The 13,781-nt window shown below is 73.5% G+C and carries 12 protein-coding genes; 6 read left to right on the top strand and 6 right to left on the bottom strand.

The window, feature by feature from the left end; translation table 11 throughout:
• Window positions 1–223: 223 nt before the first annotated feature.
• The 4 genes from ABD299_RS02275 to ABD299_RS02260 form a co-directional block, all read right to left on the bottom strand.
• Complete coding sequence (locus ABD299_RS02275) at window positions 224–868, bottom strand: D-glycero-alpha-D-manno-heptose-1,7-bisphosphate 7-phosphatase (RefSeq protein WP_344258374.1); 645 nt, start codon at window positions 866–868, stop codon at window positions 224–226.
• Between the two features lie 22 nt (window positions 869–890).
• Window positions 891–1,952 (bottom strand): glycosyltransferase family 2 protein, encoded by a 1,062-nt coding sequence (locus ABD299_RS02270; RefSeq protein ID WP_344258373.1) that lies wholly within the window; start codon window positions 1,950–1,952, stop codon window positions 891–893.
• On the bottom strand, window positions 1,949–3,637 hold the full coding sequence (locus ABD299_RS02265; protein ID WP_344258372.1) for a carbamoyltransferase family protein: 1,689 nt from the start codon (window positions 3,635–3,637) through the stop codon (window positions 1,949–1,951). Before ABD299_RS02265 ends, ABD299_RS02270 begins: the two co-directional genes overlap by 4 nt.
• A gap of 76 nt (window positions 3,638–3,713) precedes the next feature.
• Window positions 3,714–4,166 (bottom strand): DUF4383 domain-containing protein, encoded by a 453-nt coding sequence (locus tag ABD299_RS02260; RefSeq protein WP_344258371.1) that lies wholly within the window; start codon window positions 4,164–4,166, stop codon window positions 3,714–3,716.
• 193 nt (window positions 4,167–4,359) lie between these two features.
• Here ABD299_RS02260 and ABD299_RS02255 point away from each other — a divergent pair, with 193 nt between their 5' ends.
• The 6 genes from ABD299_RS02255 (at window position 4,360) to ABD299_RS02230 (ending at window position 11,617) form a co-directional block, all read left to right on the top strand.
• Window positions 4,360–4,917 (top strand): hypothetical protein, encoded by a 558-nt coding sequence (locus ABD299_RS02255; RefSeq protein ID WP_344258370.1) that lies wholly within the window; start codon window positions 4,360–4,362, stop codon window positions 4,915–4,917.
• 1 nt (window position 4,918) lies between these two features.
• Entirely contained in the window at window positions 4,919–5,329 is a 411-nt protein-coding gene (locus ABD299_RS02250) for a phage holin family protein (protein WP_344258368.1), read from the top strand.
• Entirely contained in the window at window positions 5,305–5,877 is a 573-nt protein-coding gene (locus tag ABD299_RS02245) for a DUF3618 domain-containing protein (protein ID WP_344258367.1), read from the top strand. Before ABD299_RS02250 ends, ABD299_RS02245 begins: the two co-directional genes overlap by 25 nt.
• A 78-nt stretch (window positions 5,878–5,955) precedes the next feature.
• Window positions 5,956–6,930 (top strand): YihY/virulence factor BrkB family protein, encoded by a 975-nt coding sequence (locus tag ABD299_RS02240; RefSeq protein ID WP_344258366.1) that lies wholly within the window; start codon window positions 5,956–5,958, stop codon window positions 6,928–6,930.
• A 159-nt stretch (window positions 6,931–7,089) separates the two neighbouring features.
• Entirely contained in the window at window positions 7,090–8,451 is a 1,362-nt protein-coding gene (glnA, locus tag ABD299_RS02235; protein WP_344258365.1) for a type I glutamate--ammonia ligase, read from the top strand.
• 151 nt (window positions 8,452–8,602) lie between these two features.
• Window positions 8,603–11,617 carry a bifunctional [glutamine synthetase] adenylyltransferase/[glutamine synthetase]-adenylyl-L-tyrosine phosphorylase gene (locus ABD299_RS02230; protein WP_344258429.1) on the top strand — a complete coding sequence of 1,005 codons (3,015 nt, stop codon included), beginning with the start codon at window positions 8,603–8,605 and terminating at the stop codon, window positions 11,615–11,617.
• Here the strand turns inward: ABD299_RS02230 and ABD299_RS02225 are convergent.
• Complete coding sequence (locus ABD299_RS02225; RefSeq protein WP_344258364.1) at window positions 11,605–12,495, bottom strand: phosphatase PAP2 family protein; 891 nt, start codon at window positions 12,493–12,495, stop codon at window positions 11,605–11,607. The two genes, ABD299_RS02230 and ABD299_RS02225, sit on opposite strands and share 13 nt — an antisense overlap.
• 137 nt (window positions 12,496–12,632) lie before the next feature.
• Entirely contained in the window at window positions 12,633–13,658 is a 1,026-nt protein-coding gene (locus ABD299_RS02220; RefSeq protein ID WP_344258363.1) for a LacI family DNA-binding transcriptional regulator, read from the bottom strand.
• Window positions 13,659–13,781 lie beyond the last annotated feature (123 nt).

Genomic DNA, 13,781 nt, shown 5'->3' with positions numbered 1-13,781 from the left:
CCTGGGGAAGCGGGGGAGAGGGGGACGTGCCGGCCCGGGCGCCCTGAACGAGCGGGGCGGACAGACGGCCGACCGGTGAACCGGCGGCGTCGGCGAGGTGGGAAGCGGTATTGCCGGTCACCGAGCCCCGCGAGCCGGTCAGTCCCCGCCCGGCTCGGCGGAACCGGTCCGGCCGCCCGGACCCGGGGCGACAGCCGCACCACCGGGACGCGCGGGGACCTGTTCACCGGAACCTCCCCATCCCCGGCACCACTGGCGACGTGAGTCTCCGGACGGCCGTCAGCAGGTCCCCGGCGCTCTCATCAGCCGCCAGGACCTCCTCGCGGCGGGTGACGGGGGTGGGCACCAGCACGCCCCGGGCCCCGGCCGCGCGGGCCGCGCCCAGGTCGGCGCCGATGTCACCGATCACCACCGTCCGGTGCGGCGGCACTCCCAGCCGGGCGCACGCGGCCAGCACCAGGCCCGGCCGGGGTTTCCGGCAGTGGCAGCCGTCCTCCGGCCCGTGCGGGCAGACGGCCCAGACGCCGAAGGGGCCCAGCAGCTCCTCGATCCGTTCCTGGATGGCGATCAGCTGCGCGCGGTCCAGCAGTCCGCGCGCGATGCCCGACTGGTTGCTCACCACTCCGGTCCGCACCCCCAGGGCCCGCAGGCGGTCCAGTGCGGGGCGCGCCTGCGGGACGGGGCGCACCAAGTCGGGGGAGGCGTTGTAGGGCACATCGTCCACGAGGGTCCCGTCCCGGTCGAAGAGCACGGCTGCCGGTCCGGAGGCCGGGCCGGGCGGCTGCCGGAGGGGCGTGCCGTCCGGGGGGAACAGCCAGGGCGCCAGGTCGGACGACGGGCGGCTCACGGGCCGGGGGGTGCCGTGCATAAGCCGGTGGGTAGCCGCACGCTCAGGGCCCAAACCGGCTGATCGCGGCTGGTGTCCGCTCCGCACCCCGGTGGCGGATCAGCCCGGACAGCCAGTGTGCCGCAGCCACCGGGGGGATGAGCAGACTGGTCACGGCCATCGCGGTGATCTCCTCGCGGGTCCGGGGCCCGGGAAGGATCCGGACTGCGGCGAAGTGCGCCGTGCCGGCCAGCCACAGGCCCGTGAGGACGGCGGCCGCCCGCCGTCGGCCGGTCACCGCGCCCAGCAGTGCCGCCGCACCGGCCGCGGTGACCGCCAGGTGGGCGGGCAGCCGTCCGCGGGGTGCGCCCGCGCGGGCCCACCAGTCCCGGCCGTGCACGCGGTTCATCAGCACGTCGTCGGCGTTGCCCGCCTGGGTGCGCAGCGACACCCAGCGGCCGGCCGGGTGTACCGGATGCCGGGTGCGCCGGGTGCCGCGGCGCAGCGTCCAGCCTGCGTCCTGGATCCGCAGCGCCAGGTCGGCGTCCTCCCGGAGGCCGCGCGGGAACCGCTCGTCGAAGCCGCCGACCGCGGTCAGTGCGGAGCGGCGGTAGGCCATGTCGGCCGTGATCCAGCGGGCCCCGGCCAGCCCGGCCGTCACCCGCTCCCAGTCGGTGGGCGGCCGGTCGGAGGGCAGCGGCACGCTGATGCGGCCCTGCACCCCGGCCGTACCGGAGTCGGCGGTGGTCAGGTCGGCGGCAAGTGCCCGCGCCCAGTCGGGTCCGGGCACCACGTCGTCGTCGAGGAAGACCACCCAGGGCTCCGGCACGGTGCGCCAGCCGGCGTTACGGGCGGCGGCCGGACCCGCGGCGGGGCCGGTGACGATCTCCACCAGGTCGCGCAGCGGCCCCGGGACGGTCACCGGCAGCGGCCGGGGATCCCACGGCGGGCGGTCGTCCACCAGGACGATCCGGTGCGGGCGCGGGCCGCGGCCGTCGGCCAGCGCCCGCAGCACACCTGCGAGGCTGGGCCGCCCCAGGGTGGGGATCACGATCGCGTAGTCGGGCGCCCGGGTCTCTCCGCCGCTTGCCTCCCGGCGGTGCTCCTGAGGCGCGGGGGCGCTCATCGTTCCTCCTCCGCCATGCCGGAGGAGGCCGCCCCCGCCGCGCTGCCGGCGAAGAAGCCGGCTCTGCGGACCACGAACGGGCCGATGGCCAGCAGGTCCACCGGAGCCGAACCGAAGCACTCCAGGGCATCGCGCGGATCGTCCACCATGGGGCGGCCGACGGTGTTGAGGCTGGTGTTCACCACCACCGGAAGGCCGGTCAGCTTCTCGAAGGACCGGAGCATGCGGGCCACCAGCGGCTCGGTGCCCGGGTCCACGGTCTGGATGCGGGCGGTGCCGTCCACGTGCACCACGGCCGGTATCCGGTCCCGCCAGGCCTCGGCCACCGTGTGCACGAAGAGCATGTACGGGCTGGGCAGCGGCCCGTCGAAGATTTCCGCGGCCCGGTCGGTGAGCACCATCGGGGCCACCGGCCGGAACCGCTCGCGTCCCTTGACGTCGTTGAGCCGCTCCAGGTTGCCCGACTTCCCCGGGTGGGCGAGCAGCGACCGGTGCCCCAGTGCCCGCGGTCCGCACTCCGAGCGGCCCTGGAACCAGGCGACGACACTGTCCTCGGCGAGGGCCCGCGCCACCGTGCGGGCCACGTCGGCGGGGCGCTCGTAGGGCACCGCGGCGGTCTTCAGCCACGCCTCCAGCTCGGCGTCCGACCAGCCGCGGCCCAGGTCGGCGCCGTGCGGCGGCGTGGGTTCCTCGCCGCGCGCCGCGGACAGCAGAAGTGCGCCGCCCAGCGCGGTGCCGGCGTCCCCCGCGGCCGGCTGCACCCACACCCGGTCGAACGGCCCCTCGCGGACGATGCGGGAGTTCGCCACGCAGTTGAGGGCCACGCCGCCGGCCATCGTCAGGACCCGGTCCCCGGTGCGGCCGTGCAGCCAGCGCACCAGGTCCAGCAGTGTCTCCTCCAGGCACGCCTGGGCGCTGGCCGCCAGATCGGCGTGCTCCTGTCCCCACGCCTGGCCGGGCCGGCGCGCGGGGCACAGTTCGTGCCACGGCACTCCGGCGGCACGGAAGCCGCCGTCGCCGGTGGGATGCACATGCCGGCGCAGCTCCGGCAGCATCCGGGGCCGGCCGTAGGAAGCCAGCGCCACCACCTTGTCCGCGTCACAGGAACGCAGGAATCCCAGGTGCTCGGTCAGTTCCTCGTGGACCAGGCCGAGGGAGTGCGGCAGCTGCTGGCTGCGCAGCGGCTCCAGCCCGTCCCGGGTGCGCCGGGCGGCCAAGTGGGACGTCGCCTCTCCGCGTCCGTCGAGGACGAGGACCGAGCAGTCCCCGGCGTCCGGGGCGGCGAACGCCGCGGACGCCGCGTGCGCCATGTGGTGCGGCACGAACTGCACGAGGGCCGGCTCCAGCCCGGGCAGTGCCGAGGCGAGGAAGTCGGGTGCCTGCCGCGCGTACATCAGCCGCAGGTGGTCCCAGGGATCGTCCAGACCCATCCGGTCGGCGGGCCGGGCCAGCCGGGGGTCGAAGGAGAAGGCGACGGCGTCCAGGTCCTCCGGCCGCAGCCCGGCCTGCTCCAGGCACCAGGCGGCGGACATCTCCGGCTGTTCCCAGGCGGAGAAGGGAACAGGCCGCTTGCCGTGCTTGCGCCGGGAGAAGCGTTCCTCCTCCGCGGCGGCGACGGTACGGCCGTCGACCACCAGGGCGGCGGCGGGATCGTGGAACACGGCGTTGATGCCGAGGATGCGCATGGGCGGGTCCTTCCGGCAGGCGTTCGGGCGCGTGGCGGGAACCGCCTGCTGCGGTCGGAGGGAAGGGCTGCGGAGATCAGTACGGCTGGGGGACGCGGCGCGGCAGGAAGACGCCGAGCGCGATCATGCCCAGGCCCAGCCCGAAGTGCAGCCAGTCGTCCGCGGTGTTCAGTGGCACGAAGTTGGCCGCCGAGTCGTGGTCGATGAGCAGGCCGTAGATCCACAGCACCAGGTAGATCGCTCCGCCGCCGATCAGGTACAGCCGGGCGAGGCGGGTGGTACGGGACATGGCCAGGCCGGCGATACCGAAGGCGACGTGCACCAGGTTGTGGAGCACCGAGACCTGGAAGATGCCCAGCAGCATCGCCTCGGACTCGTGCCCGGCGAACTCCATGGTGTCGTAGTCGGTGGTGATGCCGGGAATGAAGCCCGCCACCCCCACCAGCAGGAACACCACGCCGACCACCAGGGCGGCGAGAGAGACCGGCGTTCTTCCGGCCGGGGCACCGGTGCGGTCTGCGTGCGTCATCGCTCAACTCCCATCGAGGGACGGATACGGCCGCACCGGAGTACCCGCCCGCCACGAGAGGAAACGGTACTAATCCCCGCAAATGATCCGCATTGCTCCGCATGGGGGATCACGGCACGGGTACTCCGCCGCCTGACACCTACACCGTCCATCGAAGGGAGGTACGGTGACCATGTCCTCGCAGCCTTCGCACATGCGGACCGGTACCGAAGACGGGGCCGGGCAGGCCAGGGAGGCCGCCGGAGAGGTGGCCGGAACGGCCCGGGAGCAGGCCCGCGCCGTCGGGTCGGAGGCCCGGGAGCAGGCCCAGGAGCTGACCGGCGAACTCCGTCACCGGCTCGTCCGGGAAGTGGACAGCCAGGCGCACCGCACCGCGGGCAGTCTGCGGCAGTGGGCCGATGATCTTTCCGGCATGGCGGAAGGCGCCCGCCAGGAGTCGCCGGCCCGCGATCTGGCGTCCAAGGCGGCCGGGAAGACCCGCGAGCTGGCCGACACGCTGGAGAACCAGGGGTTCGAGGGCGCTGTGGAGGGCGTCCAGTCCTTCGCGCGGCGGCAGCCCGCGCTCTTCCTCGGAGGAGCCGCGCTCGCCGGACTCGTCGTCGGCCGGATGGCCAGGTCCGCCAGGGCCGTCCACTCCGACGGCTCGCACGGCGCTCACCGGAGCGGTCCGCCGCCCGTCCCGGAGTCCGAGCCGCGCCCGGCCTCGGGAGCCGCACCTCCGCCCGCCCCCTCCTCCCCGGGGGTGAGCTGAGATGGCGCTGCACCCGGGCCCCCGCACCGGACGGGAGGAGGACTCCCTCTCGGAGGTGCTGACCGATCTGACCTCGGACGCCCAGCGGCTGTTCCGTCAGGAGGTGGCGCTGGCCAAGACCGAGATCCGCCAGGAGGCCACCCGTGCGGGCAAGGCCGCCGGGATGTTCGGCGGGGCGGGCTTCGCCGGCTGGATGGTGGCCGTCTTCGGCTCGCTGGCCGCCGTGCTGGGGCTCGCCAACGTCATGGACGGCGGCTGGGCCGCCCTGATCGTCACCGGTGTGTGGGCGGTGGCCGCCCTGGTCCTGTACCTGATGGGCCGGTCCCGGATGCGTGAGGTCTCGCCCCGGCCCGAGGAGACCATCGACACCCTGAAGGAGGACGCGCAGTGGGCACGACAGTGGAGGAGCTGAAGGCCGAGATCGACCGCACCAGGGAGGACCTCACCCGGGATGTCGACCGGCTGGCCGAGCGCGTCAGCCCGCGCAACGCGGTGCGCCGCCGAGGCCGCCGGATGCGCGGCACCGCCCGCCGGGTGCGCGGTCGCGTCATGGGTGGCTCGCACGAGGCGGCGGAGAGCGGGCAGCAGACCGCAGAACGGGCCCAGGAGGCCGCCAGGTCGGCCGGTGAGACCGCCCGGTCCGCGCCGCGCGAGGCCGTCCGCCGGACCGAGGGCAATCCCCTGGCGGCAGGTCTGATCGCCTTCGGCGCCGGGCTGCTGGCGGCCTCGCTGATGCCCCCCAGCCGGCCCGAGGAGCAGGCCGCGGCCCGCCTGTCGGAACAGGCCGGGGAGAGCCTGGAGCCGGTGAAGGAGTCGGTGAGGAAGTCGGCTCAGCGGGTGGCGCAGGAGACCGGGGACTCCGCGCGCCGGTCGGCGGAACGGGTACGGGACGAGGCGCGGGGCGCCGGCCGGGAAGTGGCCGGGCAGGCCCGCGACCGGGCACCGGGCTCGGCTCAGTGACCCCGCGGGCCCGGGGACCGGCGGTCCGCCGGTCCCCGGGCCCGCCCGCCTCCGCAGCTGGAAGAGGGAGAGAAACGCATGCCGGCGCACACCTCCGACAGCCCTCCACCCCGCCGGGACTCCGGCAGCCCGCCGGGCAGCCCGGTCAAGCTGCCCAAGGGCTCCTGGAAAGGCGTGCTCAAACGCACCGTCACCGAGTTCAAGGCCGACAACCTGATCGACTGGGCGGCGGCGCTCACCTACTACGGGGTGCTGTCCATCTTCCCGGCGTTGCTGGCGCTGGTGTCCGTGCTCGGCCTGCTCGGCAGCGACGCCATCGACCCGCTGATCGAGAACGTCGGGACCTTCGCTCCGGACTCCGTGCAGCAGTTGCTCACCGAGATGCTCGGCCGGCTCCGGGAGAACCAGGCCACCGCGGGCGTGGCGCTGATCACCGGTCTGGCCGTGGCCCTGTGGTCGGCCTCCGGTTACGTGGCCGGCTTCATGCGCGCCTCCAACGCCGTCTACGACATCGGTGAGGGGCGTCCGGTATGGAAGACGCTGCCCATCCGGGTCGGCGTGACGCTGGTCCTCGTGGTGCTGCTGGCGGCCTCGGCCATCGCGGTCGTGCTCACCGGCACCCTGGCGCGGCAGGTGGGGGACGTCATCGGTCTGGGGGAGACCGCCGTGCGGGTGTGGGACATCGCGAAGTGGCCGGTCCTGGTCCTCCTGGTGGCCTTCATGATCGGGCTGCTGTTCCGTGCCTCGCCCAACGCCCGGCAGTCCGGCATGCCCTGGGTGAGCCCCGGCAGCCTGCTGGCCGTCCTGATCTGGATCATCGCCTCGGCGGCCTTCGCCTTCTATGTCGGGAACTTCGGCAATTACAACCAGACCTACGGCTCCATTGCCGGTGTGATCATCTTCCTCATCTGGTTGTGGATCTCCAACATCGCCATCCTGCTGGGCCACAAGTTCAACGCCGAACTCGAACGGGCCCGGGCCATCGCCACCGGGCATCCCCCCGAGGAGGAGCCCTACGTCGAGCCCCGCGACACGCGCAAGCTGGACGACTGACGGTGCCGCCGGTCGCCGGGCGGCACCGGTGACGCACAATGACAGCCAGGCCCCGCGAGCTGCGCAACCCGCCGGAAACCCCGTCACGTGATACTGGAGTGGCCCGGATGTGCACCGGCACGGCCCGAAAGAGTATGTGACCAGCGAGGATGGGTGGCTATGGATAAGCAGCAGGAGTTCGTGCTCCGGACGCTGGAGGAGCGCGACATCCGCTTCGTCCGGCTGTGGTTCACCGACGTGCTCGGCTTCCTGAAGTCCGTCGCCGTCGCCCCGGCCGAGCTGGAGCAGGCGTTCGACGAGGGCATCGGCTTCGACGGATCGGCCATCGAGGGCTTCGCCCGGGTGCACGAATCCGACATGATCGCCAAGCCCGCGCCCAGCACCTTCCAGATCCTGCCCTGGCGCGCCGAGGCACCGGGGACCGCGAGGATGTTCTGCGACATCCTGATGCCCGACGGCTCCCCCTCCTACGCCGACCCGCGCTACGTCCTCAAGCGCATCCTGGCCAAGACCTCCGACCTCGGGTTCACCTTCTACACCCACCCCGAGATCGAGTTCTTCCTGCTCAAGGACAAGCCGGTGGACGGCACCCGCCCGGTACCCGCCGACTCCTCGGGGTACTTCGACCACACCCCGCAGAACGTCGGCATGGACTTCCGCCGGCAGGCCATCACCATGCTGGAGTCCATGGGCATCTCGGTGGAGTTCTCCCACCACGAGGGAGCCCCGGGTCAGCAGGAGATCGACCTCAGGTACGCCGACGCGCTGTCCACGGCCGACAACATCATGACCTTCCGGCTGGTGATGAAGCAGGTCGCGCTCGAACAAGGCGTGCAGGCGACCTTCATGCCCAAGCCCTTCTCCGAGCACCCCGGCTCCGGCATGCACACGCACCTCTCCCTCTTCGAGGGCGACCGCAACGCCTTCCACGAGACCGGCGCCGAGTACCAGCTCTCCAAGGTCGGCCGCTCCTTCATCGCCGGCCTGCTCCGGCACGCCGGCGAGATCTCCGCCGTCACCAACCAGTGGGTGAACTCCTACAAGCGCATCTGGGGCGGCGCCAACCGTCCGGCCGGGGCCGGCGGCGAGGCACCCTCGTACATCTGCTGGGGCCACAACAACCGCTCCGCGCTGATCCGGGTGCCCATGTACAAGCCCGGCAAGATGGGTTCCACTCGCGTCGAGGTCCGCTCCCTGGACGCCGGCGCCAACCCCTATCTCGCCTACGCCGTCCTTCTGGCCGCCGGTCTCAAGGGCGTCGAGGAGGGCTACGAGCTGCCGCCCGGCGCCGAGGACGACGTGTGGGCGCTCACCGACCGCGAACGCCGGGCCCTGGGCATCGATCCGCTTCCGCAGAACCTCGGCGAGGCCATCGACCTGATGCAGCGCAGCGAACTGGTCGCCGAGACCCTGGGCGAGCACGTCTTCGATTTTTTCCTGCGCAACAAGCGCCAGGAGTGGGAGGAGTACCGCTCCGAGGTCACCGCCTTCGAACTGCGCAAGTCCCTGCCGGTGCTGTGACGGCCACGGGCCGGGGCACCGCGGGGATCCGGCCCGGCCGTTGCCGCCCCCGGACCGCCCGGTGCGGTTAGGCTCTCCCTCCGGTACAGCACGACGGCACGTCCGCACCCCGGTGCGCGGGAGGGCCGGACGAGAAAGGCACAACGTGGTGATGCAGGGCGGGCGAGGAGACAGCCGGGTCCGGCGGCTCCTGCGAGCGGGCTTCACCGACCCCAAGGCGGCCGCCGGACTGCTGGACTCGCCGGTGCTGTCCGCCGTCCGCAGCGACGGTGTGCTGATCGACGCCCTGGGTTCGGCCGCCGATCCCGACCTCGCCCTGCGCGGCCTCGCCCGGCTTGCCGAGGCGCAGGGGGACGCCACCGGCGGCCCGGCCCGGCTGCTGGAGACCGTGCAGGCCGCCAAACCGCTGCGGGACCGGCTGCTGGCCGTCCTCGGCTCCTCCGAGGCGCTCGCCGACCACCTGGTGCGTCATTCGGACCAGTGGCGGACGCTGGCCGCTTTCGAGACCCGTGACCTGCATCCGGGGCCCCAGGAGTTCGAAGCCGCGCTCGCCGGGGCCGAGGACCCCGACGCCCTGCGCGTCGCCTACCGCGGGGCCCTGCTCACCATCGCCGCCCGCGACATGACCGGAACCACCGCGTTCGCCGAGGCCGCCGCCGAACTCGCCGATCTGGCCTCCGCGACCCTCGCCGCCGCGCTGCGCATCGCCGCGGGCGAGGCCCCCCGGGGCGCCGCCTCCTGCCGGCTGGCCGTCATCGGCATGGGAAAGTGCGGCGGCCGGGAGCTCAACTACGTCTCCGACGTGGACGTGGTGCTGGTCGCCGAACCCGCCGAGGGCCACGGGGAGCAGACCGCCCTGCAGGCCGCCACCCGGCTGGCCGCCCGCATGATGCGGATCTGCTCGGACACCACCGCCGAGGGAACCATCTGGCCGGTCGACGCCAACCTCCGCCCCGAGGGACGCAACGGCCCGCTGGTGCGCACGCTGACCAGCCACCTGGCCTACTACCACCGCTGGGCCAAGACCTGGGAGTTCCAGGCACTGCTCAAGGCCCGGCCGGTGGCCGGCGACCCGGGACTGGGCGAGGAGTACTGCCGGGCGGTGGCCCCCCTGGTGTGGCAGGCGGCCGAGCGGGACAACTTCGTGCCCGACGTCCAGCAGATGCGCCGCCGCGTCGAGCGGAGCATCCCGGCCGCGCAGCTCGAACGCGAGCTCAAGCTCGGGCCCGGCGGGCTGCGCGACGTGGAGTTCGCCGTCCAGCTCCTCCAGCTCGTGCACGGCCGCACCGACCCGGATCTGCGCAGCCCCACCACGCTTACGGCGCTGGCCGACCTCGCCGCCGGCGGCTACGTCGGCCGCCAGGACGCCGCCGCGCTGGACGCCTCCTACCGCTTTCTGCGCACCGTGGAGCACCGCATCCAGCTCTACCGGCTGCGCCGTACCCACCTGATGCCCGAGGACCCCGCCGAGCTGCGCAGGCTGGGACGCTCCCTCGGCTTCACCAGTGACCCCGTCACCGAGCTCACCCGCGCCTGGAAACGGCACACGGCCGTCGTCCGCCGGCTCCACGAGAAGCTGTTCTACCGGCCGCTGCTGGACGCCGTCGCCCAGCTGGAGGCGGGCCAGGTGCGGCTGGGCACCGAGGCCGCCCGGCAGCGGCTGGAAGCCCTCGGGTACGCCGACCCCGCCGCCGCGCTGCGCCACCTGAAGGCGCTGGCCTCCGGTGTCAGCCGCAAGGCCGCCATCCAGCGCACCCTGCTGCCCGTCCTGCTGGACCGTTTCGCGGACTCCGCCGACCCCGATGCCGGGCTGCTGGGTTTCCGCAAGGTCTCCGATGCCCTGGGCACCACTCCGTGGTACCTGCGGCTGCTGCGCGACGAGGGCGCCGCCGCCGAGAACCTCGCCCGGGTGCTCTCCGCCGGCCGGCTCGCCCCCGACCTGCTGCTGCGCGCCCCCGAGGCGGTGGCGCTGCTGGGCGACCCCGAAGGACTCCGTCCCCGCCCCGCGCAGGCGCTCACCCAGGAGGTGCTCGCCGCGGTCGGCCGGGCCGACAGAGCGGAACAGGCGGTGGCCGTGGCCCGCGGGGTGCGCCGCCGGGAGCTGTTCCGCACTGCCGCCGCCGATATCGTCGGTGCCTACACCCCCGGCGGCACCCCCGGTCACGAGGAACAGGCCGCCGCCCTGGACACCGTGGGCGACGCGCTGACCGCGCTGAACGCCGCCACGGTGGCCGGGGCGCTGCGCGCGGCCACCGCGGCCGGCTGGGGCGACACCCTCCCCACCCGGTTCGCGGTCATCGCCATGGGCCGCTTCGGGGGCCACGAGATGAGCTACGGTTCGGACGCCGACGTGCTCTTCGTGCACGAACCCCGTGCGGGCGAGGACGAACAGCTGGCGGCCCGCGCGGCACTGGCCGTCGCCACCGAACTGCGCCGGCTGCTCCAGCTGCCGACCTCCGATCCCCCGCTGGTGATCGACGCCGACCTGCGCCCCGAGGGCCGCAGCGGCCCGCTGGTGCGCACCCTGGAGGGCTACGCCGCCTACTACCGGAGGTGGGCCCTCACCTGGGAGAGCCACGCGCTGTTGCGCGCCCTGCCGGTCGCCGGCGATCCGGGGGTGGGGGAGCGGTTCACCCGGCTGATCGACCCGCTGCGCTATCCCGAGGGCGGGCTCGGCGAGGAGGCCGTGCGGGAGGTCCGCCGGCTGAAGGCGAGGATGGAGGCCGAACGGCTGCCCCGCGGCGCCGACCCGGCCACGCACACCAAGCTGGGCCGTGGCGGGCTGTCCGACATCGAGTGGACGGTGCAGCTGCTCCAGCTGCGGCACGCCTGGTCGGAGCCGTCGCTGCGCACCACCCGCACCCGTCCCGCGCTGGCCGCAGCGCGCGACGCCGGCCTGCTGGACGCCGAGGACGCCCGGGTGCTGGACGAGGCGTGGGTGCTGGCCTCCCGGGTGCGCAACGCGGTGATGCTGGTGCGCGGCCGCCCCTCCGACACCTTTCCCTCCGACGCCAGGGAACTGGCGGCGGTGGCCCGCTATCTGGGGTACGAGCCGGGGGCCGCCCGGCAGCAGGACACCGGCAGCGGCGGGCAGATGCTCGACGACTACCGGCGCACCACCCGCCGGGCCCGGGCCGTGGTGGAGCGGTTGTTCTACGAGGGCTGATCTCCGGAGCCGGCCGGGCCGGGGGAGGCCGGGGCGGCCGGTGGCTCCGGCACCCTGCGGGGCAGCCGGTGGCAGGGGCGGCCGTACCACAGCCAGGAGACGGCGAACCCGAAGCCGAGGCAGATCACGCCGCCGACCGCGTCGAGCCAGAAGTGATTGGCGGTGGCCACGATGACCACCAGGGTCAGCACCGGGTAGAGCACGCCCAGCGCCTTGGCCCACAGCGGCCGGGCCAGCCAGACGATGATCAGCCCGCACCACAGGGACCAGCCCGCGTGCATCGAGGGCATCGCCGCGTACTGGTTGGAGACGGCGGCCATGCTCTCGGAGGACATCGCCCCCCAGGTGTTGTGGACCTTGACGGTGTCGATGAAGTCGACGCCGTGCATCAGCCGCGGCGGGGCGAGCGGATAGTAGTAGTAGCCGAGCAGGGCGATGGCGGTGGTGGCGAAGAGCGCCAGCCGCATCCCTCCGTACCGGCCGGGGTGGCGGCGGAACAGCCACACCAGGACGGCGACGGTGACGATGAAGTGCAAGGTCGCGTAGTAGTAGTTCATCGTCACGATCAGCCAGGTCACGCCGTTGACCGCGTGGTTGACCGACTGCTCGAAGGCCAGCCCCATGCTCTGCTGGACCTCCCAGATCCAGCGGGCGTTGCGCTGGGCCTGCCCGACCTGTTCGGGCGCCGCGTTGCGGATGAGCGAGTAGACCCAGTAACTGATCCCGATCAGCAGCAGCTCGAACCGGAGGCGGGGCCGCCGGGGCGCGCGCAGCTGCTGCAGACGCTCGGCGCGGGAGTCCGTGCCCCCGTTGTCGGGCGCGGGACGCGCTGCATTCACCCGGACATCATCTTTCGGCCTGACGCTGGTTGCCCCCATGGCCCACAGTCTGCCAGAGCCCTCCCAGCGGGCCGATCATCCTCCGGTCGGGTCTTGTGCCCGCTTGATCCTCCGCGCGGGGGAGCGGGGGCGGGGGCCGCTCCCGGGGTTTTCCCGGTGACCGGGGGCGCGGGCCGTCAGCTCCCGGCCGGGGGCGCGGCGGCGGTGGAGCCGCGCACCACGAGCTCCGGCATGAAGACGAATTCGCTGTGCGGAGCCGGGGTGCCGCCGATCTCCTCCAGCAGTGCCCGGACCGCCGCCTGGCCCATCGCGGCCACCGGCTGGCGGATCGTGGTCAGCGGCGGATCCGTGAACGCGATCAGGGGGGAGTCGTCGAACCCTATGACCGAGAACTGCCCCGGCACGGCCAGCCCCTGCCGGCGGGCGGCCCGGATGGCACCCAGCGCCATCATGTCGCTGGCGCAGACCACCGCCGTGCACCCCCGGGCCAGCAGGGCCGAGGCCGCCGCCTGGCCGCCCTCCAGGGTGAACAGGGAGTGCTCGATGAGTTCCCGGGCCTCCTCCTCGCCCGCCTCCAGTTCCTCCCGCATACTGCGCAGGAATCCCTCGATCTTGCGCTGCACCGGCACGAACCTGGCCGGGCCGAGGGCCAGTCCGATCCGCCGGTGCCCCAGCGACACCAGGTGCGTGACGGCCAGCCGCATCGCGGCCCGGTCGTCGGGCGAGACGAACGGTGCCCGGATCCGCGGGGAGAAGCCGTTCACCAGGACGAAGGGCACGCCGTGCGCCCGCAGGCGCTCGTAGCGCTCGGTGTCGGCGCTGGTGTCGGCGTGCAGCCCGGAGACGAAGATGATGCCGGCCACTCCCCGCTCGACCAGCATGCCGGTGAGCTCGTCCTCGGTGGAGCCGCCGGGCGTCTGGGTGGCCAGCACGGGGGTGTATCCCTGCCGGGTCAGGGCCTGCCCGATCACCTGGGCGAAGGCCGGGAAGATCGGGTTCTCCAGCTCGGGGGTGATCAGTCCCACCAGTCCGGCGCTGCGCTGTCTGAGCCGGGCGGGCCGCTCGTATCCCAGCAGGTCCAGCGCGGTCAGCACGGATTCGCGGGTGGCGGCGGCGACTCCCGGTCTGCCGTTCAGCACGCGGCTGACCGTGGCCTCGCTGACCCCCGCCTGGGCTGCGATGTCAGCTAGCCGCGCGGTCACAGTTCCGGACTGTACCGGGCGCCGTTCCCGCTGCCCACCGAGTCGGGTGTTTTGCCCCTTAAGTGCGTCATGCGGCGGGCCCGCCGTGACCTCGGCGTGGCCCCGCCGCAAGCCGCCCGAGAC

The organism is Streptomyces sodiiphilus, assembly GCF_039529215.1.
Lineage (GTDB): Bacteria > Actinomycetota > Actinomycetes > Streptomycetales > Streptomycetaceae > Streptomyces > Streptomyces sodiiphilus.
This window is presented reverse-complemented; position numbering and strand designations above follow the sequence as displayed.